The 20,580-nt window shown below is 67.2% G+C and carries 16 protein-coding genes, 1 tRNA gene and 1 pseudogene; 8 read left to right on the plus strand and 10 right to left on the minus strand.

Annotation, left to right across the window (positions count from 1 at the left end; all coding sequences use genetic code 11):
* Positions 1-14: 14 nt before the first annotated feature.
* The gene (locus ACNQS7_RS05015; RefSeq protein WP_065133470.1) at positions 15-632 is read right to left on the minus strand and encodes an ANTAR domain-containing response regulator; all 618 of its coding nucleotides are present in this window, start codon (positions 630-632) and stop codon (positions 15-17) included.
* Between the two features lie 71 nt (positions 633-703).
* On the opposite strand from ACNQS7_RS05015, the gene ACNQS7_RS05020 reads away from it, so the two are divergent.
* From ACNQS7_RS05020 to ACNQS7_RS05055, 8 genes and pseudogenes are all read left to right on the plus strand, one after another.
* Positions 704-777 (plus strand) — tRNA-Leu (locus ACNQS7_RS05020).
* 159 nt (positions 778-936) lie between these two features.
* Positions 937-2,268, plus strand: a complete 1,332-nt coding sequence (locus ACNQS7_RS05025) for an adenylate/guanylate cyclase domain-containing protein (RefSeq protein WP_418011691.1) — start codon at positions 937-939, stop codon at positions 2,266-2,268.
* Positions 2,269-2,318: 50 nt separating this feature from the next.
* A complete protein-coding gene (locus ACNQS7_RS05030; RefSeq protein WP_418011692.1) occupies positions 2,319-2,888 on the plus strand; it encodes an HdeD family acid-resistance protein in 570 nt (189 codons plus the stop codon).
* Positions 2,889-2,971: 83 nt separating this feature from the next.
* On the plus strand, positions 2,972-4,441 hold the full coding sequence (locus ACNQS7_RS05035; RefSeq protein ID WP_310786250.1) for a cytochrome ubiquinol oxidase subunit I: 1,470 nt from the start codon (positions 2,972-2,974) through the stop codon (positions 4,439-4,441).
* Positions 4,442-4,464: 23 nt separating this feature from the next.
* Entirely contained in the window at positions 4,465-5,505 is a 1,041-nt protein-coding gene (cydB, locus tag ACNQS7_RS05040; RefSeq protein WP_418011693.1) for a cytochrome d ubiquinol oxidase subunit II, read from the plus strand.
* Positions 5,506-5,585: 80 nt separating this feature from the next.
* Positions 5,586-7,158: pseudogene (cydD, locus tag ACNQS7_RS05045) on the plus strand (thiol reductant ABC exporter subunit CydD); the annotation flags it as partial.
* 3 nt (positions 7,159-7,161) lie between these two features.
* Positions 7,162-8,814 (plus strand): thiol reductant ABC exporter subunit CydC, encoded by a 1,653-nt coding sequence (gene cydC / locus ACNQS7_RS05050; protein ID WP_418015884.1) that lies wholly within the window; start codon positions 7,162-7,164, stop codon positions 8,812-8,814.
* A 162-nt stretch (positions 8,815-8,976) separates the two neighbouring features.
* Entirely contained in the window at positions 8,977-9,438 is a 462-nt protein-coding gene (locus ACNQS7_RS05055) for a hypothetical protein (RefSeq protein ID WP_418015885.1), read from the plus strand.
* Here ACNQS7_RS05055 and ACNQS7_RS05060 read toward each other — a convergent pair.
* From ACNQS7_RS05060 to trpC, 9 genes are all read right to left on the minus strand, one after another.
* Entirely contained in the window at positions 9,435-12,224 is a 2,790-nt protein-coding gene (locus ACNQS7_RS05060) for a toll/interleukin-1 receptor domain-containing protein (protein WP_418011694.1), read from the minus strand. The genes ACNQS7_RS05055 and ACNQS7_RS05060 overlap by 4 nt on opposite strands.
* Before the next feature lie 2 nt (positions 12,225-12,226).
* A complete protein-coding gene (locus ACNQS7_RS05065; RefSeq protein ID WP_418011695.1) occupies positions 12,227-13,093 on the minus strand; it encodes an acyl-CoA thioesterase II in 867 nt (288 codons plus the stop codon).
* A gap of 4 nt (positions 13,094-13,097) precedes the next feature.
* The gene (gene pyk, locus ACNQS7_RS05070) at positions 13,098-14,516 is read right to left on the minus strand and encodes a pyruvate kinase (protein WP_418011696.1); all 1,419 of its coding nucleotides are present in this window, start codon (positions 14,514-14,516) and stop codon (positions 13,098-13,100) included.
* Positions 14,517-14,671: 155 nt separating this feature from the next.
* Positions 14,672-15,085: a DUF2752 domain-containing protein gene (locus tag ACNQS7_RS05075; RefSeq protein WP_418015886.1), complete on the minus strand. Its 414-nt coding sequence runs from the start codon at positions 15,083-15,085 to the stop codon at positions 14,672-14,674.
* Positions 15,081-15,518, minus strand: coding sequence for an NINE protein (locus tag ACNQS7_RS05080; RefSeq protein ID WP_418015887.1), 438 nt, complete (start codon positions 15,516-15,518; stop codon positions 15,081-15,083). Before ACNQS7_RS05080 ends, ACNQS7_RS05075 begins: the two co-directional genes overlap by 5 nt.
* 114 nt (positions 15,519-15,632) lie before the next feature.
* Complete coding sequence (locus ACNQS7_RS05085) at positions 15,633-17,624, minus strand: prolipoprotein diacylglyceryl transferase (protein WP_418015888.1); 1,992 nt, start codon at positions 17,622-17,624, stop codon at positions 15,633-15,635.
* A gap of 8 nt (positions 17,625-17,632) precedes the next feature.
* Positions 17,633-18,442 (minus strand): tryptophan synthase subunit alpha, encoded by an 810-nt coding sequence (gene trpA, locus ACNQS7_RS05090; protein ID WP_418011697.1) that lies wholly within the window; start codon positions 18,440-18,442, stop codon positions 17,633-17,635.
* A complete protein-coding gene (gene trpB, locus ACNQS7_RS05095; protein WP_418011698.1) occupies positions 18,439-19,695 on the minus strand; it encodes a tryptophan synthase subunit beta in 1,257 nt (418 codons plus the stop codon). The genes trpA and trpB overlap by 4 nt, the downstream gene beginning before the upstream one ends.
* 35 nt (positions 19,696-19,730) lie before the next feature.
* Positions 19,731-20,549 (minus strand): indole-3-glycerol phosphate synthase TrpC, encoded by an 819-nt coding sequence (gene trpC, locus ACNQS7_RS05100; RefSeq protein ID WP_055580236.1) that lies wholly within the window; start codon positions 20,547-20,549, stop codon positions 19,731-19,733.
* Positions 20,550-20,580 lie beyond the last annotated feature (31 nt).

A 20,580-nucleotide genomic window follows, 5' to 3' on the forward strand; every position in this document is an offset into this window, starting at 1 on the left:
CGCTCGCGGCCGCGCTACTCCTTGGGGGTGTCCAGCGTCTCCAGCACGACCTCGGCAACCCGCTTCATCGACGTCCGCCGGTCCATGGCCGCCCGCTGAATCCACTTGAATGCTTCGGGTTCGGTCATGCCCTGCTTGACCTGCAGCAGGCCCTTGGCGCGCTCGACCAGCTTGCGGGTCTCCAAACGGTCCGACAGCGTCTCCACTTCCCGCTCCAGTGCGGTGAGCTCGCTGAACCGGCTGACCGCCAACTCGATGGCCGGAACCAGGTCGCTGGCCGTGAAGGGTTTGACCAGGTACGCCATCGCGCCTGCGTCCCGGGCCCGCTCGACCAGATCGCGCTGGCTGAAGGCGGTGAGAACCACGATCGGCGCGATGCGCTTGCTGGCGATCTCGGCCGCCGCGTCGATGCCGTCACGCCGGGGCATCTTCACGTCCATGATCACCAGGTCGGGCTTGTGCTGCTCGGCAAGCTCGACGGCTTCCTGGCCGTCGCCGGCCTCGCCGACGATGTCGTACCCCTCCTCTCGCAGCATCTCAGCCAGGTCCATGCGGATGAGCGCTTCGTCTTCCGCGATGAGGACCCGGCGCGGCGGCGGAGCGGCGTCGGCGTCGGTGGTGGGGCCGGTCATGACGGACATTGTGACGTGACGGCTGTGCGCGGTCACTCGGGGGGTTGCTCTAAGGTGGGGAACCGACACGAGCCCTCGTATCCCAACTGGCAGAGGAAACGGATTCAAAACCCGTCCAGTGTGAGTTCGAATCTCACCGAGGGCACTTCACTACCCGCAGGTCGCACGGTTCGGCCTCGCGACGGCTCCCCGAATCTCACCGGCGGCACGGGAATGCCCACGACGATCCTTGTTGTTGACGCCGGTGTAATACCCGGGACGGCAAGACCGCTCGTTTGTCGAGGTCAACAGTTAGGCTTTACCCGTGGGCGCGAAGAAATGCGGAGCCCGATCGGCTGGCGCGGACGGCGTGCAACGCCGGCCGGATTGTGTCGCCGCCGTCCGCTCGCCGGCTCGCGACCTGCGGCAGCACTACGCCGCCAGTGCCGCTCGCCGGGCGCGCATTCTCAATATCGCGGCCTGGATGTCAGTCGTGGTCAGCGCCAGCTTCATCGGCGTGCAGTTCTTCATGGGCTCATGGATCTGGGAAGTCCTCTGGATCAACATCGCCGCCATGCTGATCTTTGCGATCGTTCCGTTGCTGCACCGCTTCGGCGAGTTGGTGGCGCCGCTGACCTTCATCTTCACGGCGTACACCACGGTCTTCGCCAGTTGCTGGGAAGTCGGCACCGGCTCGGGCGCCAAACTGTTCTTCCTGGTCGGCGCCTGTCTGGTGGTGCTCGTGCTAGGTATCGAGCACATCGTGCTGGCCGGCTTCCTGGCCGCGCTGTCCGCCGCTCTGGTCATCACCGCCGAGCTGCTGATCCCCAGGGACACCGGCCTGCAGCCACCCTGGGCGCAGACGACAGGCTTCGTCATCACCACCCTTTCGGCATGTGTCGTGGTGGTGGTGACCGTCTGGTTCGCCCTGCGTGACACCGCACGGGCCGAGGCGGCGATGGAAGACCAGTACGAACGCTCGGAAGCGCTACTGGCCAATATGCTGCCCGCCAGCATCGCCGAACGCCTCAAGGAACCAGAGCGACGCGTCATCGCGGACAAGTACGACGAAGCCTCGGTACTCTTCGCCGACATCGTCGGCTTCACCGAACGCGCCAGCAGCACACCGCCTGCCGAGCTGGTCAAATTCCTGGACCGCCTGTACAGCGCCTTCGACGAACTGGTGGACAAACACGGGCTGGAGAAGATCAAAGTCAGCGGCGACTCCTACATGGTGGTCAGCGGCGTTCCCCGGCCCAGGCCCGACCACGTCCATGCTCTGGCGGACTTCGCCCTGGACATGGCCGACGTCGCGGCCGCGCTCAAGGACCCGCACGGCCGTGCGGTGCCGCTGCGGGTCGGCCTGGCGACCGGCCCGGTGGTGGCCGGCGTCGTGGGCTCGCGCCGCTTCTTCTACGACGTCTGGGGTGACGCGGTCAACGTGGCGTCCCGGATGGAATCCACCGACTCGGTCGGCCAGATTCAGGTTCCCGACGAAGTCTATGAACGCCTCAAGGACGATTTCGTGTTGCGCGAGCGCGGCCACATCGACGTCAAAGGCAAAGGCGTGATGCGCACCTGGTATCTGGTCGGTCGCAAGACGCCGGAGGAGACCGCGGACCTGCGGACTGAGGACGCCGAAGCCGCGCACGTCTGAGGTCAAAAGCCCCTATCCGCCGAACCACCACATGCGCCACACTGGTGCTCATGGAAAACAGTTCCGCAACGTTGCCTGCCCCGAGTTTGTTGCCCCATCTCTGGAAGACCACGCTGATTTCGGGCATTTTGTCACTGGTCGTCGGCGTCGTGATCGTGGCGTGGCCAGGTATGTCGGTGCTGGTCGCCGCGGTTGCGTTCGGCGTCTACCTGCTGATCACCGGCGCCGCGCAGGTGGCCTTCGCATTCGCGTTGCATGTCTCCGCGGGCAGCCGCATTCTGCTGTTCATCAGCGGCGCGGCGTCCCTGATCCTCGCCGTGCTGGCGTTCCGGCATTTCGGCAATGCCGTTCTGCTGCTTGCTATTTGGATCGGGGTCGGCTTCATCTTCCGAGGTGTCGCGACGACGGTCTCGGCCATCAGCGATCCGGCTCTGCCCGGCCGCGGCTGGCAGATTTTCATCGGCGTGATCAGCCTGCTTGCCGGAATCGTGGTGATGGCCTCCCCATTCGAGTCGATCATCACCCTGGCTCTGGTGGTCGGCGTCTGGTGCATCGTCATCGGCGTGTTCGAGATCGTGTCGGCCTTCGGTATCCGCAAGGCATCCCAGAACCTCAGGTAATTAATCCGCCGATTCACTGAAATTAGCGATGGCCAGCCACAACTACTACACTCTGTCGTAGATGCACCCTCGGGAGTAAACAGATGAACGTCGTCGACATATCGCGGTGGCAGTTCGGTATCACGACCGTCTACCACTTCCTTTTCGTGCCGTTGACCATCGGCCTGGCCCCGCTGCTGGCGATCATGCAGACGGCGTGGGTGGCCACCGGGAACGTCGCGTGGTACCGGTTGACGAAGTTCTTCGGCAAGTTGTTCCTGATCAACTTCGCGATCGGGGTGGCGACCGGGATCGTGCAGGAATTCCAGTTCGGCATGAACTGGAGCGAGTACTCGAAGTTCGTGGGTGACGTCTTCGGCGCGCCGCTGGCCATGGAAGGCCTACTCGCGTTCTTCTTCGAATCCACCTTCCTGGGTCTGTGGATCTTCGGCTGGAGCAGGTTGCCGCGCCTGGTGCACCTGGCCTGCATCTGGATCGTCGCGATCTCGGTGAACGTGTCCGCGTTCTTCATCATCTCGGCCAATTCGTTCATGCAGCACCCGGTGGGGGTGCACTACAACCCGGAAACCAAACGGGCCGAACTGAACAGCATCGTGGCGCTGCTGACCAACAACACCGGTCTGACGGCGTTCAGCCACACCGTCACGGGCGCGTTGCTGACGGCGGGCACGTTCGTTGCCGCCGTCAGCGCGTGGTGGCTGGTCCGGTCGCAGATCACCACCGTCGACCCGGGGACCCGGGCAATGTATCGACCCGCCACAGCGCTGGGCTGCTGGGTGGTGCTGCTGGCCACCGTCGGCCTGTTCTTCACCGGCGACCACCAGGGCAAGCTGATGTTCCAACAGCAGCCGATGAAGATGGCGTCGGCGGAATCGTTGTGCGACACCCAGACCGATCCGGATTTCTCCATCCTGACCGTCGGCCGGCAGAACAACTGCGACGCTCTGACCCGAGTGATCGAGGTGCCCTACGTGTTGCCCTTCCTCGCCGAAGGCAAGACGGAAGGCGTGACGCTGCAGGGCGTGCGCGACATCCAGAAGAATTATGAGCAGCGTTTCGGGCCGAATGACTACCGCCCCAACCTGTTTGTCACCTACTGGTCCTTCCGCGCGATGATCGGGTTCCTGGCCATCCCGGTGTTATTCGCCTTGCTGGCGCTATGGCTCACCCGCGGTGGGCGGATTCCCGACCAGCGGTGGTTCGCCCGGTTCGCGCTGCTCACCATCCCGACTCCGTTCCTGGCCAATATCGCCGGCTGGGTGTTCACCGAAATGGGCCGGCAGCCATGGATTGTGGCGCCCAACCCCACCGGAGACCAGAACGTTCACCTGACGGTCGCTGCCGGCGTCTCACACAACACGTTCGCCATGGTCGTCACCTCGCTGGCCACCTTCACCCTGGTCTATGCGGTGCTGGCGGTCATCTGGTTCTGGCTGCTCAAGCGCTACATCGCCGAAGGGCCGCAGGAGCACGACGCCGAACCGGCCGCGCCGCCGCCCGAGGACCAGGACTCCGATCAAGAGCAGGTCAAAACCCTGTCCTTCGCCTACTGACAGAGCCCGAAAGGAGCTGACACGTGAACCTTCAACAGTTGTGGTTCGGCCTGATCGCGGCGCTGTTCCTCGGCTTCTTCGTCCTCGAAGGGTTCGACTTCGGGGTGGGCATGCTGATGGAGCCGTTTGCGCGGGTGAGCAAGGGCGACCGGGAAGCGCACCGGCGCGCCGCACTGAACACCATCGGCCCCGTGTGGGACGGCAACGAAGTCTGGCTGATCACCGCCGGCGCGGCGATGTTCGCGGCCTTCCCGGGCTGGTATGCCACCGTGTTCTCGACGCTGTACCTGCCGCTGTTGGCAATCCTGTTCGGCATGATCCTGCGCATCGTGTCGATCGAGTGGCGCGGCAAGGTCGACGACACCAAGTGGCGGGGCTGGGCCGACTTCGGCATCGCTGTCGGGTCGTGGCTGCCCGCGATCCTGTGGGGCACGGCGTTTGCGATTCTGGTGCGAGGCCTGCCGGTGGACGCCGACGGTCAGGTCAACCTGTCGATCGGCGATGTGCTTAACCCCTACACCCTGCTCGGTGGCGTGGCCACCGCAGCGCTGTTCCTGTTCTACGGCGCGCTGTTCGTCGCACTCAAAACCGCCGGCGGCATCCGCGACGACGCCCACCGGTTCGCCCGCTGGTTCTCCCTGCCGGCCACCGCACTCGTTGCGGGGTTCGGGGTTTGGACGCAACTGGCCTACGGCAAGGATTGGACCTGGGCGGTACTGGGCGTGGCAGTGGTCGCCCAGCTGGTGGCGGTGCTGCTGGCGTGGCGGCAGGCATCCGACGGATGGGCCTTCGTGTGTGCCCTGCTGGTGGTGGCGAGCGTGGTGGTGCTGTTGTTCGGCGCGCTCTTCCCGAACCTGGTGCAGTCAACGCTGAACAGCCAGTGGAACGTCACGATCTACAACGCCTCGTCGACGCCTTACACGCTCAAGATCATGACGTGGGTCGCCGCGATCATGACGCCCCTGACCGTGGTGTACCAGGGCTGGACGTATTGGGTCTTCCGGCAACGCATCTCGGCTGAAGGGATACCGCCCTCGATCGGTCTGACCAGGCGACCGTCCTGAGCGAGAAGGGCTCTCGGGCACCGCTGGACCCACGACTGTGGCGGGCATCGCGCGCGCTGCGTCGGTTTCTGGCCGCCGAGGTGGCCTGCGGGGTCGTGATCAGCGGCTGCGCAATCGCTTCGGCGATCGTCCTGGGAAGCACCGTCGCGCGGGTGGCCACGGATCCTTCCACACGTAACCTGCGCAGCTGGCTGGGTCCGTTGTCGATCCTGTTGGCGTTGTGGGCTTTTCGAACCGTCGCCCACTGGCTGCAGGCCCGGCTGGGTCAGCGGGGCGCCAGCGCGGTGATCGCCGACCTCAGCGGCCAGGTGCTGACCGCGGTGACCGCCCGTCAGCCCAGCGAACTGGCAAACCAGCGCGACGCCGCCGCGGTCGTGGTCACCCGCGGACTGGACGGCCTGCGTCCTTACTTCACCGGGTACCTGCCAACACTGCTGCTGGCCGCCATTCTGACGCCCGCCACCGTAGCCGTGATCGCTTGCTACGACCTGAAATCGACGCTGATCGTGCTGATCACGCTGCCGCTGATACCGGTCTTCATGGTGCTTATCGGCCTGGCGACGGCGCAGCGATCAGCGGCCTCGCTGGCTGCCATGACCACCCTGCAATCCCGCCTGCTGGACCTGGTCGCCGGCATTCCGACGTTGCGTGCCCTGGGCCGCGCGTCTGGGCCCGAGCAGCGTATCGCCGAACTCAGTGCCGCCCATCGCCGTTCGACGATGGCAACCTTGCGGATCGCGTTTCTGTCGGCCCTGGTGCTCGAATTGCTGGCCACCCTGGGCGTTGCGCTGGTTGCGGTCGGCATCGGCCTGCGACTGGTGTTCGGCGAGATGAGCCTCACCGTCGGGCTCACCGTGCTGCTTCTGGCGCCAGACGTGTACTGGCCGCTGCGACGCATCGGGGTGGAATACCACGCGGCACAGGATGGCAGGGCCGCAGCCGACAAGGCCTTTTCCCTCATCGGCGAGCGAGTGCCGGCGGCTCCCAAAGTCCGGACGGTCAGCGCACGCGGGGCGCAGATCCGCATCGAGAACCTCAGCGTGGCCGGGCGGGACGGTTACTCGCCGCAGCACCTCGACGCGGTCATCGAGCCCGGCACGGTGACCGTACTGACCGGGCGCAACGGCGCAGGCAAAAGCACGGCGCTGCAGGTGATCGCCGGTCTCACCACGCCATCCTCGGGCCGTGTCACCGTGGCCGGAGTCGACATCGGCGAGCTGGAGCCGGCCCAATGGTGGCGCCATGTCTCATGGCTGGCCCAGCGACCGGCGCTGATACCCGGCACCGTCCGGGACAACCTGGAGTTGTTCGGCGCGCTCGATGACCCCGAGAGTGCTTGCCGGGCTGCTGGATTCGATACGGTGCTGGCCGAGTTACCGGCCGGGCTGGACACCGGACTGGGGCGCGGAGGTGTGGGGCTGTCGCTCGGGCAGCGCCAACGGCTGGGTCTGGCACGAGCTCTCGGCTCGCCGGCGCCGGTGCTGTTGCTCGACGAGCCCACCGCGCACCTGGACACCGACACCGAGCAACGGGTGCTGGCGGCCATCGCCGCGCGCGCCCGCGCCGGCGCGACGGTGGTGGTCGTCGGACACCGCGAGCCCGTGGTTGCCATCGGCGACCGGGTTGTGCACGTGGTCGCCGGGAATGAGGCGCTCTGTGCGCCGGTCTGATCAACTCCTGAACGCCGCAGACCTGTTGCGGCCCCGACTCCCCCGCCTGCTGGGCGCCATCGCGCTGGGAGTGCTGGCGCTGGGCAGCGCGCTCGCGCTGGCCGGAGTGTCGGCGTGGCTGATTACCCGCGCCTCGCAGATGCCGCCCGTGCTCGACCTGTCCGTCGCGGTCGTCGCCGTGCGCACCTTCGCGATTTCCCGTGGCGTCCTGCGCTACTGCGAGCGACTGGTCACCCACGATACGGCGTTGGGGGCTGCCGGCACGGCACGTGCGCAGATCTATCACCGGCTGGCCACCGGACCCGTTGCGAGTGCAGTCCGGCTGCACAGTGGGGAATTGGTTGCCCGAGTCGGCGCCGACGTCGATGCGCTGGCCGACGTCCTGGTGCGGGCACTGGTACCGATCGGTGTCGCCGCCGTGCTGTCGGTGGCGGCCGTCGTGGTCGTCGGAATCATCTCGCTGCCCGCGGCGGCGGTGCTGGCGGTATGTCTGCTCGCGGCCGGTGTGGTGGCGCCCTGGCTGGCGGGCCGCGCTGCCGGCACGCAGGAAGCGATTGCCCGTCAGCATCATTCGGAGCGGGACACCGCTGCCATGCTGGCGCTCGAACATGCGCCCGAACTCCGCATCGCCGGCGTTTTGCCGAATCTCATCGCCGAATCGCAACGACAGCAACGTTATTGGGGCACCGCGTTGGACGCCGCCGCCAGGCCGGCCGCCGTCGCCGAGGCCGTACCGACCGCGGCTGTCGGCGTCAGCGTGATCGGTGCCGTGGTGGCCGCGCTGGGGATGGCGCCCACCGCTACCCCGACGACACTGGCCGTGCTGATGCTGTTGCCGCTGTCGGCATTTGAGGCCATCGGCGCGCTCCCCGCCGCCGCGGTGCAGTTGACCAGGTCGCGTATTGCGGCACGCCGTCTGCTGGAGTTGGCTCCGCCCGTGGCCGAGACCGGCACGGAGATGGTCCCGCTGCCAAGGCCGTTGGGACGGCTGCTCGCGCGCGTCACAGCCGGCCACGGGGGAACCCGCACCCATGACGCCACGGTCGACCTGCCGCCCGGCGCGAGGGTGGCCGTGACCGGCCCCAGCGGCTCGGGTAAGACGACGCTGCTGATGACGCTGGCCGGGTTGCTGCCGCCCGTCCAGGGACAGGTGACCCTGGACGGAGTCGACCTGCAACGGATCCGGGAAGACGAATTGCGCCGCGCTGTGAGCTTCTTCGCCGAAGACGCCCATATCTTCGCCACCACGGTGCGGGACAACCTGCTGGTGGCCCGCGGTGACTGCGACGACGACGACCTCACCGCGGCCCTGACACTGGTGGGTCTGGGTGACTGGCTGTCCGAACTGCCCGACGGCCTGTCCACCGTGCTGACCGCGGGGGCTCAGGCGGTTTCGGCCGGCCAGCGTCGACGGTTGTTGCTGGCCCGGGCGGTGGTCTCCCCTGCGTCGATCGTGCTGCTCGACGAGCCCACCGAACACCTCGATGCGGCCGACTCCGACCGCATCCTGTCGGAGTTGTTGTCAGGCGACAGCGAACTGATGCCCGCCACCAGGACGGTCGTGGTGGCCACCCATCATCTCCCCCCGCACATCGATTGCACGGTCACAGCTGTCGCCGGCGCGAGGGAATCAGCCTGAACCACAACACGTTCGTGCCGGTAAATGCGCGGCATCAGACCGGTTGACGGTTGTTTCATTCGCACCTCCCCACACTCGAGCTGCGTCTAGCAAAAACGTTACGCCTGATCAGGTCGGGATTAGTATCGGAGCGTGCCAGCAAAACGTTTCGCCGCAGCCGTCATGGTGGTTTCAGCAGCCGCTGGTTTGACCTGCGGGTGGCCTGCCGGCGCGATCACCCCCCGGATTGCGCCCATCGCGTTCGGGACGCCGCTGCCACTCGACCCGGCAGCCGACTTACCAACTGCCAGCCAACTATTCGACCTACTGAATGCCCTGCAGGATCCCAACGTGCCGTTCTCGGACAAGAGCCATCTCGTTGAGGGCGGCATCAGCCCCATGGAAGCTCACCTGGCCGATAGCCGTCTCAAACAGGCTGTCGCACATGGTGAGTTGCCACTGAAGGCCACGGTGACCAACATCCTGTCCACCGGCGCGAACACGGTGTCGGCCGATGTCATGATCTGGGGCCCCAAATTGACTCCGGTGACTCAGAACCTCACGTTCGTCAACCAGGGCGGCTGGAAGATCTCCCGCGCCTCCGCGGTGACTTTGCTGGAGGAAACCGGCGCCGCCAGAAGCTAATCGGGTGCAATCGGAAGACCCGGGCACACCGTGCGGTAGCCGATGTCCGGGGACACCCAGTCCCGCCACTGACGGTTGCTCATATTTGTAGTGATCTTGTCGCACAACAACTCTGGCCACGCAGTCGGTCCCGGCCAGACCCGTAGCGTCTGGTCCTGACCGCCCGAGGCGATGCGGCGGCCGTCGGGACTGAACGCGACACTGGTGACCACTCCGGTATGACCGGTCAGCGGGGAGCCGACCGCCGATCCGGTGCCCGCATCCCATAAGCGGACGGTGTGATCGGCGCTGGCGGAAACGATGTGCCGGCCGTCCCGGCTGTAGGCCACCGCCCGCACCACCTCGGTATGGCCGGTCAGGGGCGCACCGATCGGCGTGCCGGTGAGCGCGTTCCACAGTCGCAGTGTCTTGTCCCAACTGGCGCTCACCACGCGGGTCCCGTCGGGGCTGAACGCCACACCGCGCACGGGTGCGCTGTGGCCGGTCCACGGCCCCCCGACGGGTGCACCGGTCTGCGCGTCCCACAGGCGCAGTGTCTTGTCCCAGCCCGCGGAGACGATGCGCCGCCCGTCCGGGCTGAAGGCGACCGCCTCGACGAAGCCGGTGTGCCCGGTCAGGGGGTTGCCGACCGCGGCGCCGGTGACGGTATCCCACAACCGCAGCGTCTTGTCGGTGCTCCCCGAAGCGATGTGCCGCCCGTCCGGGCTGAACGCCACGCTGGTCACGGCGCTGGTGTGCCCAGTCAGGGGCGCACCGACCGGCGTCCCGGTGGCGGCGTCCCACAGTCGCACCGTGTTGTCGTCGCCGCCGGAGGCGATGCGCGTTCCGTCGGGACTGAACACCACACTGGTGACCTTGTTGGTGTGCCCGGTCAGGGGTGCACCGATCGGGACGCCGCTGCCGGCATCCCACAATCGCAGGGTGCCGTCGGTGCTCCCCGAGGCGATTCGCCGCCCGTCCAGACTGAACGCCACACTCTCGACGCCGCTGGTGTGACCGGTCAGAGCCAAGCCGAGCGGCGCGTCGATGTTCGCGTCCCACCACCGGACGGTGTCATCGTTGCTGCCCGAGACGATTCGCCGCCCGTCCGGGCTGAATTCGACGTCGAACACCGGGTTGCGATGCCCGCTGAGCGGCGCGCCGATCGCGGCGCCGGTCCCGGCGTCCCACAATCGCACCGTGTCGTCGGCGCTACCGGAGGCGATACGTTGCCCGTCCGGGCTGAACATCACGCTGAGCACCTGGTCTGTGTGTCCGACCAGCGGCGCGCCCACCGTGGCTCCGGTGCCGACGTCCCACAGCCGCACGGTGCCGTCCCAGCTTGCCGAGGCAAGGCGGCGCCCGTCGGAGCCGAACGCGACGTCGACGACGTCGTCGGTGTGGCCGGTCAATGGCGGTGTGGCAGCGGTGCCGGTTGCGACGTTCCACAGCCGTGCCGTGTTATCCGTGCTGCCCGAAGCGACTCGGCGCCCGTCCAGGCTGAAGGCGACCGAGGTGACCTGGTCGGTGTGCCCGCGCAGTGGCGAGCCGATCGGGGCGCCGGTGGCCGCGTCCCACAGTCGCACGGTCTTGTCCCAGCTGCCCGACACGATAAGGCGACCATCCGGGCTGACGGCGACTCCGGACACCGCGTCGGTGTGCCCGGCCAGCGGGGCCCCGACCGGCGCGCCGGTGGCGGCGTCCCAGATCCGCACCATGTCGTCGCGAGCGCCCGAGACGATCCGGCTTCCGTCGGGGGTGAAGGCGACACTCGACACGGCTTCGGTGTGACCGACCAGGGGTGCTCCGAGGGGCGCCCCGCTTCCGGCGTCCCACAACCGCAGCATGTTCTCGCTGGCCGAGACGATGCGCCGGCCATCCGGGCTCAGCGCCATCACGCCGGAGGACGGGGCCAGCGGAAAGATCTTCAGGGTGCTGCGCCGCACGACCAGCGTGTCCAGCAGAGCGCCGAGTTCGGTGGCGGGCGCGATCACCGGGGCGGCGAGTATCTGCTGGATCGCCCGCACGTCACCGCCGGGCGCGATGCCGGCCAGCATCGTCTGCGCCTGCGAGGTCAGCTTCAGCGACACCGCCTGGTCGCGCTGACGCAAGGCCTGTTGACGCTGGTGCACCGCTTCGCGTTGTTGGACGACGGCGAACACCGCCGCGACCACGGCCAGCACCGTCAGCACCGCCATCCCCGCGATCGCGGCTGCCCGCAGCCGGCGGAACCGCTGCCGCTCGCGCAGATCGTCACTGGCCAGCTGGTCTTTGGGAACGCCGTGGATCGGTGCGGCCAGAGCGGTGATCTTCTCCCGCAGCAGCGCCGCGTGCGGATTCCAGGGAGCGTTGTCGCTGACGTCGATGAAGAACGGCTCGGCCGGGAGCACACCGGGTTCGGTCAGCACCGGCAGCGCGGCGTTCGACACTTCGGGATCGAACCGCTGATGCTTGGCATCCCACTGCAATTGGCCACCGGCGAGCACGAGCAGCAGCCGGTCGCGTCCGCCGCGCTCGAGCCAGTAGCTGACTTCCCGGTTTACCCAATAGGATTCGGCCGCTTTGGAAGAGAGCACCGCCACCAGGAAGCGGGACCGGTCCAGCGCGTCGGTGATCTTGCCCCACAGATCGGGGCTGACGGTCAGGTCTGTGTCGTCCCGGAACACCCGCAGCGCCCGAAGCTGGCCGAGCCGGCGCCCGATGCGGTGCAGCCCTTGCTGGATGCCGGCGGCGGCCTGGCGGTCGTGACGCGTATACGACAAGAAGGCGTCGTAGTCGCGGGTGCGCGGCGCCGGAGCCGGGGGCACGGTTATCTGCTCGGTGCGGGGAAGTACTTCAGCACGCCCTCCTGCACGACCGTGGCGATGACCTGCCCGGAGCGATCGAAGAAGTGCCCGCGGCCCAGACCGCGTGAGTCGGCGGCGACCGGCGATGACGTCGAATACAGCACCCAGTCGTCGAAGTCGACCTGGCGGTGAAACCACACCGAGTGATTGGCCGACGCCGCGAAGATGCGGTCGTATCCCCAGGACAGTCCGTGGGTGGTGATCACCGAGTCCAGCACCGTGGTGTCCGAGGAGTACAACATCGTCGCGGTGTGCAGCACCGGATCGTCGGGCATCGCACCCGATGCCGTCAGCCAAACCCGGTTGTAGGCAAGGCTTTCGCCCTTGTCCCGCATCACCCAGGACGGATCGTTGGTGTAGCGCCAGTCGACCGGCTGCAGCGCGTTGACGAAGTGCGGGAGCGTCTTCTCATATCCGCGCAGAAGTTCGCTCAGCGCCGGCACCGATTCCGGTTCGGCGACCTCGGGCGGCTCGACGCCGTGCTCGAGACCCCGCCCGCCGGCCATGTACGAGATCATCGCCGTGCACAGCAGCCTTCCGTCCTGTACCGCATCGACGCGGCGGTTGGCGAAGCGCCGCTCGTCACGCAATGGCACGACATGGAATTCGATGTCTTGGTGGGTGTCCCCGCCGTTGATGAAGTGCACCGACAGCGCGCTCGGCGGCAGATTTGCGCGGAGCAGCGTGCGGGTGCCGGCCACGAACGACTGCGCCACCAGCTGGCCACCGAACGTGCGCATCGGGTTCTTGCTGGGGTGAGATCCGACGAATCGGTCGTCGGCGACACGGTTGAGGTCGAGTATCGCCAGCAATTCGTCGAAGTCGGACACGCTGCTAGACGTCGTCCTCGCCGATACGGTGCACGTGGATCAGGTTGGTCGAGCCGACCGTGCCCGGAGGCGCGCCCGCGACGATCACCACCAGATCGCCGCGCTTGTAGCGCCCGAGTTCGAGCAGGGACTTGTCCACCTCGCGGATCATGCCGTCTGTGGTCTTCATGTGCGGAACGATGAATGTCTCGGTGCCCCACGTCATGGCCAGCTGGCTGCGCACCTCCGGTAGATCGGTGAATGCCAGCAGTGGCAGTGGGGTGTGCAGGCGGGCCAGTCGCCGGACGGTGTCGCCGGACTGGGTGAAGGCCACCAGGGCCTTGGCGTCCAGCCGCTCGCCGATGTCGCGTGCGGCATAGGAGATCACGCCCCGTTTGGTGCGCGGCACATGCGTCAGTGGCGGCGCGGCGGTCGAATTCTCCTCGACCGCGCACACGATGCGCGACATCGTCTTGACCGCCTGCAGCGGGTACTTGCCGACGGAGGTTTCACCGGAGAGCATCAGCGCGTCCGCGCCGTCCAGCACGGCGTTGGCGACGTCGGAGGCCTCGGCCCGGGTGGGCCGCGAGTTCTCGATCATCGAATCGAGCATCTGGGTTGCGACGATGACCGGCTTGGCGTTCTCCCGGGCCATCTGGATAGCCCGCTTCTGCACCAGCGGCACTTCTTCCAGCGGCAGCTCGACGCCGAGGTCACCGCGGGCCACCATCACCGCGTCGAACGCCAGCACGATGGCCTCGAGATTGTCGATGGCTTCGGGCTTCTCCAGCTTGGCGATCACCGGTACCCGCCGCCCGACCCGGTCCATCACTTCGTGGACCAGTTCGACGTCGGACGGCGAACGCACGAACGACAGGGCCACCATGTCGACACCCAGCTCGAGTGCGAACGTCAGGTCCTCGATGTCCTTCTCGGACAGCGCCGGGGCAGAGACGTTCATCCCGGGCAGCGAGATCCCCTTGTTGTTGCTGACCGGACCGCCCTCGACGACCTTGCACACCACGTCGTCGCCTTCGACACGGTCGACGACGAGCCCGACCTTGCCGTCGTCGACGAGCACCCGGTCACCGGGCCTCGCATCCTCTGCCAACCGCTTGTAGGTGGTGGAAACGCGGTCGTGGCTGCCTTTGCAGTCCGCGACGGTGATGCGGACGGTCTCGCCGTCGGCCCAGTAGGTGGGCCCGTCGGCGAAACGTCCGAGTCGAAGTTTGGGGCCCTGGAGGTCGCACATGATGCCCACGGCGCGGCCGGTGGCGTTGGAGGCATTGCGGACGCGCTGGTAGGCGGCTTCGTGATCCGCATAGTCGCCGTGACTGAAGTTCATTCGGGCGACGTCCATTCCGGCTTCAACCAGGTCACGGACCAAATCGTCGGTGGGGGTGGCCGGCCCGAGGGTGCAGACGATCTTTCCGCGTCTAGTCACGACGACAAAGCATAGTCGCGCCGGCTGGCATCAGCGTGACTGGAAGGCGCGGCGCGCGTCGCGGAGTTGCGCCGCGAGCGTGCGGCCAGCCTCACGGTCGACGCCGAGCGTGCGGCCTGCTTCACGTTCGGCGCGGAGGGTGCGGCGCGCGTCGATCAGCCGCTCAGGACCGTCGGCACCAATGGGAAGCCGGGCAGATTGCGCACCACCGTCCATGCCGTCGCCGCGATCACCAGCGTGATCGTCGTGGCTACCGGCAACCACGATCGGCCCCTGAGCCGCCGCACCAGGATCCAACCCGCCACCAGCGGGATCACGACGAGCGCGAAGGCATTGTCGTATATGGCGGCTGAGAGATGACCGTGCAGCAGATCGTGGGTCATTCGAAGCCCACCGCAGGCCGGACAGTTCCAGCCGGTGAGAAATTTGAACGGACACTGCGGATAAACCGAATCCGGCTTGTGCGGATCGGCGAAACCGATGTACGCCAGCGAGCCGGCCAACAGGACAGCCGATCCTGCGGCGATGATCTTCTTCGGCGCAGCCGGGGCCCGCGGTTCAGGTTCAATCACGCAACGGACGACCCTGCGGATCGGTGACTTTGTCGGTGAGGATCAGCACCGCGTCGATGATGCCCCACACCCAGGCGCCCAGCCCGCACGTCACCCAGCCGACCAGCAACTGCGCTACACCCAGTCCAACGTGCCCCGCATAAATGCGCCCGACGCCGACGAAACCGAACAGGCCGAGCAGTTGCAACAGGCCCGCGACGGTCTTCGACTTGTCCGAATACGGTTGCCCGGTCACGGGGTGTCGGCCGTACGGCGCCGACGGGTCGTAGCCGGCCGCGTACTGCGGGTACGGCTGGTAGGGCGGCGGAAATGGCGGCGGCGGGTACCCGGAATCCTGCGGCGGGGAGCCCGGCTCGCCGGCACCCGGCCACGGCTGCTCAGTCACGGTTTCAGCATGCCAGATACGGCGGATGTCCGCCCACCGCCACATCAGCAACATCAGCCACTCTGGCACCGCGACAGAACCGATATGATCCCCTGAAAGTTGATATCACCGGTGATATCAGAACCGTTGCGGTGCAACGGACCTCGCGAGGGCGCTTCGCTAACGCTGCCTCCGGAGGCGGAGTCGCCAGCGCTGACGCGCTGTGCCGGCGCTTTCTTCCGTGGGGGTGTCCGGCGCCGGGGGCGCGGGCTCGTCGTCACCCGTGGACTCAGACTCAACCGCAGCCGATTCGTCGGCGCCGGCCTCCGCGATCTCGGTCTCCCCCGACTCGGGTTCGGCGTCCTCTTCCTCGGCGGTAGGTTCGTCGACTTCTTCAGGCTTTTGGGCTTCCGGCTCGTCGGCTTCATTAGCGACGAGGTCGGCTTCGTCGACGGCAGGCTCGGCTTCGTCGGCTTGCTCGGCTGCCTCAACGGCAGGCTCGGCTTCGTCGACGTCGGCCTTAGCCACTTCCGGCTCCGCCTCGACCACCGCTTCCTCGGCTTCGTCGGCTTGCTCGGCTTCCTCAGCGGCAGGCTCGGCTTCGTCGGCTTGCTCGGCTTCCTCAGCGGCTTGCTCGGCTTCCTCAGCGGCAGGCTCGGCTTCGTCGACCTCGGCTTCAGCCACTTCCGGCTCCGCCTCGACCACCGCTTCCTCGGCTTCGTCGGTCTCCTCAGGCACTGTGGGGCCGCCACCAAGCAATGGGTGACCACCGGACACCGCGGCCTCCGGAGACGCCTCGTCTACGGGTTCTGATTCTGCCGCTTCTGAGTCTGCTGCCTCTGCTGGAGCCGATTCCTCCGCCTCGGGCTCGCCAGCGGCCGCCTCCGCCTCTTCAGCTTCCTCGGCGTCTGCGACGTCCTCTTCGGCTGCCTCAGCGTCGCCGGCCTCGCCAGCAGCCGCCGCGGGCTCGCCGGCTTCCTCAGCTTCAGCCTCTTCGAGGATCTCAGCCTGATCGGACTCGCCGGCGTCGCCTTCGACCGTCTCTTCGGCGACCGCGGCCTGCGCTTCGGTGACTTCCGGCTCCGACTCCTCGTCAGACTCAGCAGCCGCCGTCCCGGCCGGCTCCGGCTCGCTAGCATCGGCTGCCGCCGGTTCATCTACACCAGCCGTGGGTTCCTCGCCACCCGCGGCTTCGCCACCGCCCAAGGCAGCCGTCCCCGCAGCCGAGGTGGCCGCGACGCTCGCCAGTTCCGCTTCCGACTCTGCCGGCTCGGGCTCCAAAGCTTCGTCCGCTTCGTCGGGCATCCGTCCGCGCAACAACGCCGGGTCTTCCCGGCCCTTCGGCGCCAGGATGATGTAGACGACCGCGGCGATGAAGACGAACGTCGATGTGAAGGTGTTGATCCGGATGCCCGCGATGTGTGTCGCGGTGTCATCACGCAGCAACTCAACGGCGAATCGCCCGACGCAGTACAGCGCGACGTAGGACGCGAACAGCCGCGCGTGGCCGAGGGTCAAACGCCGGTCGAGCAACAGCAACAGGCCGAATACCAGCAGGTTCCAGACCAATTCGTACAAGAACGTGGGCTGCACGACGAGCGCCACCTGCCCCGTCGAGACGCCGTCCAGCGAGTGGACGTCGACGTAGCCGGCAGGGTCGCGCCGATAGAAGATCTCCAGGCCCCACGGCACCGTGGTTTCGCGGCCGTAGAGCTCCTGATTGAAATAGTTTCCGAGCCGTCCGATGGCCTGCGCCAACACCACTCCGGGAGCCACAGCGTCGAGGAACGCGGGCAACGGGATGTCGCGCCGCCGGCAGCCGATCCAGGCACCGACCGCGCCGAGTGCCACTGCGCCCCAGATGCCCAGGCCGCCGTCCCAGATCCGCAGTGCCGCAGCCGTACCGGCGCCACCGGGACCCCAATATGTCTGCCAGTCCGTGGCCAGGTGGTAGAGCCGGCCGCCGATCAAACCGAACGGCACCATCCACAACGCGATGTCGTAGACCACCCCGCGCTGACCGCCACGGGCCACCCAGCGCCGGTCCGCGATCAGTAAGGCCAGCAGGATGCCGGTGATGATGAAGAACGCGTAAGCCCGAATCGGCAACGGCCCCAGATGCCACACTCCGCGCGGCGGGCTGGGAATGTAGGCGAGGTACGTCTGGGACATGGCCAACGTCATGCCGACTTCCTCTGGCGCACGCCGGCGGCCAGTTCCTCGGTCAGCGCCCGCAGGGCGGACAGACCCTCGCCCAACGCCGACACCAGTGCCGAACCGACGATCACCCCGTCGGCGTAGCTACCGATCTGCGCGGCCTGCGCGCCCGACCGCACACCCAGTCCGACGCCAACTGGTATGTCAGCCACCGCCTTCACCCTTCTCACCAGTTCAGGAGCGGCCGTCGAGACCGCGTCGCGCGCGCCCGTCACACCCATCGTCGACGCCGCGTAGACGAATCCGCGTGACGCCTCGACGGTGGCCACCAGCCGTTCGGGCGTCGATGACGGCGCCACCAGAAAGATGCGATCCAAACCGTGCTCCTTCGACGCCGCAATCCACTGCGCTGCCTCATCGGGAATGAGGTCGGGAGTGATCAACCCTTGACCGCCGGCTGCCGCCAGGTCGCGGGCAAACGCGTCAACTCCGTAGTGCAACACCGGATTCCAGTAAGTCATCACTACCGCCCGGCCACCCGCGGCACTGATCGCCTCGACCGCGGTCAGGGTGTCGCGCACCCGGACTCCCCCGCTGAGCGCCTGCTCGGTGGCCCGCTGAATCGTCGGGCCGTCCATCCCCGGGTCGGAGTACGGCACGCCGACTTCGACGATGTCGCAACCGGATTCGACCAGTGCGGTCATGGCCTGCAGCGATCCCGGCACGTCCGGGTAACCGGTGGGCAGATAACCGATCAAGGCCGCCCGGCCGTCAGCCCGGCACGAATCGAACAACGGGCCCAATCTGCCGGCCGCACTCTGTTGCACGGTCACGACTTGTCCATCAGGCCGAACCACTTCGCGGCGGTCTCCACGTCCTTATCTCCGCGGCCCGACAGGTTCACCACAATGACCGCGTCCCTTCCCAATTCGGCACCCAGCTTCAGTGCTCCGGCCACCGCGTGCGCGGATTCGATAGCCGGGATGATGCCCTCCGTGCGCGATAGCAGGCCGAACGCATCCATGGCCTCGGTGTCGGTGATCGGTTCGTACTGAACGCGCCCCGCGTCTTTGAGCCATGCGTGTTCCGGGCCTACCCCGGGATAATCCAAACCTGCTGATATGGAATGCGATTCGATGGTCTGTCCGTCCGCGTCCTGCAGCAGGTACGAGAACGAGCCCTGGAAGGCACCGGGCGAACCACCGGTGAAAGTCGCCGCGTGCCGGCCGGTCTCGACGCCGTCGCCGGCGGCTTCATAGCCCACCAGCCTCACACCGGGATCGTCGAGGAAAGCGTGGAAGATACCGATCGCGTTGGACCCACCACCGACGCACGCGACCACCGCGTCGGGCAACCTGCCCGCCTGCTGCTGGATCTGCACGCGCGCCTCCATGCCGATGATGCGCTGGAAGTCGCGCACCATGGTCGGGAACGGATGCGGTCCGGCGGCGGTGCCGAAGCAGTAGTAGGTGTTGTCGGCGTTGGTGACCCAGTCCCGAAACGCCTCGTTGATGGCGTCTTTGAGGGTCCGGGACCCGGTCTCCACCGAAACGACCTGCGCGCCCAGCAACCGCATCCGGGCCACGTTGAGCGCTTGACGGGCGGTGTCGACCGCGCCCATGTAGATGATGCACTCCAGGCCCATCAGCGCGCAGGCGGTGGCGGTGGCCACCCCGTGCTGGCCGGCCCCCGTCTCGGCGATGACCCGTGTTTTGCCCATCCGGCGGGCCAGCAGCGCCTGGCCGAGCACGTTGTTGATCTTGTGAGACCCGGTGTGGTTCAGGTCTTCTCGCTTGAGGAAGATCCGGGCCGAGCCGGCGTGCTCGCCCAACCGGGTCGTCTCGTACAACGGGGACGGCCGGCCGGCATAGTGCGTCTGCAACTTGTCCAGGGTGTCCAGGAAATCCTGGTCGACGCGTTCCTTCTCGTAGGCGACGGTGACTTCCTCGATGACGGCCATCAGCGCTTCGGGGACATAGCGTCCGCCGTAAACGCCGAAATGACCGCCCGCGTCCGGGTCGTAGTGGGTGCGTTCGACGATGGCGGCGCTGGTACGCGGAATATCCGGGTTCGACAGGTCAGCCATCACAAAGACTCAGGGCGTGCGCAGGACATCAACGGCTAGCGAGCCGGTTTCGGACAGGATGGGTGAGTTCCGGCGGTGACCAGGTCGGCGACCGCCGCACGGGGGTCACCGCTTTTCACCAGGCCCTCACCGACCAGCACGGCGTCGGCGCCCGCGCCGGCATACGCCAGCAGGTCACCAGTGTGGCGCACGCCGGACTCGGCGATTCTGATCACCTTGCTGGGCAATCCGGGGGCGATCCGCGCGAAGCAGTCCCGGTCGACTTCCAGCGTGGTGAGATCGCGGGCGTTGACCCCGATTACGTTGGCTCCGGCCTTCAAGGCACGGTCGGCCTCTTCTTCGGTGTGCACCTCGACCAGCGCTGTCATGCCCAGCGACTCGGTGCGGTCGAGCATCGACACCAGCGCGGACTGGTCGAGTGCGGCGACGATGAGCAGCAACATGTCGGCTCCGTGCGCGCGGGCCTCGTGGATCTGGTAGGGCTGCACCACAAAGTCCTTGCGCAACACCGGGATCGACACCGCCGCGCGTACCGCGTCGAGGTCGTCGAGCGAACCGTTGAAACGTCGTTCCTCGGTCAGCACGCTGATGATCCGGGCGCCGCCGTCCTCGTAGGCGCGGGCCAGCTTCGCCGGGTCGGCGATGGTAGCCAGCGGACCCTTGGACGGACTGGCGCGCTTGACCTCGGCGATCACCCCGATGCCGGGCTCGCGCAGCGCGGCCATTACGTCGCGGGGCGGCGGGGCGGCTGCGGCGGCGGCCTTTATTTCAGAAAGACTCACGCGGGCTTCGCGCGCGGCAACATCGGCCCGGACTCCCTCAAGAATGGAGTCAAGCACGTTGGCCGGACTCATACCTGCGGTTCCTTCCTCCTGTAACCCACTG

This window comes from Mycobacterium sp. 23 (assembly GCF_048287075.1).
GTDB classification, from domain to species: domain Bacteria; phylum Actinomycetota; class Actinomycetes; order Mycobacteriales; family Mycobacteriaceae; genus Mycobacterium; species Mycobacterium gordonae_B.

Bases quoted from the DNA above. Each gene is read 5' to 3' on its own strand.
- ACNQS7_RS05035 (WP_310786250.1), top strand. From the start codon at position 2,972: ATGAACGTCGTCGACATATCGCGGTGGCAGTTCGGTATCACGACCGTC.
- ACNQS7_RS05085 (WP_418015888.1), bottom strand. From the start codon at position 17,624: ATGTCCCAGACGTACCTCGCCTACATTCCCAGCCCGCCGCGCGGAGTG.
- trpC (WP_055580236.1), bottom strand. From the start codon at position 20,549: ATGAGTCCGGCCAACGTGCTTGACTCCATTCTTGAGGGAGTCCGGGCC.
- ACNQS7_RS05080 (WP_418015887.1), bottom strand. From the start codon at position 15,518: ATGTGGCGGTGGGCGGACATCCGCCGTATCTGGCATGCTGAAACCGTG.
- ACNQS7_RS05030 (WP_418011692.1), top strand. From the start codon at position 2,319: ATGGAAAACAGTTCCGCAACGTTGCCTGCCCCGAGTTTGTTGCCCCAT.
- ACNQS7_RS05055 (WP_418015885.1), top strand. From the start codon at position 8,977: ATGGTGGTTTCAGCAGCCGCTGGTTTGACCTGCGGGTGGCCTGCCGGC.
- trpB (WP_418011698.1), bottom strand. From the start codon at position 19,695: ATGGCTGACCTGTCGAACCCGGATATTCCGCGTACCAGCGCCGCCATC.
- ACNQS7_RS05015 (WP_065133470.1), bottom strand. From the start codon at position 632: ATGACCGGCCCCACCACCGACGCCGACGCCGCTCCGCCGCCGCGCCGG.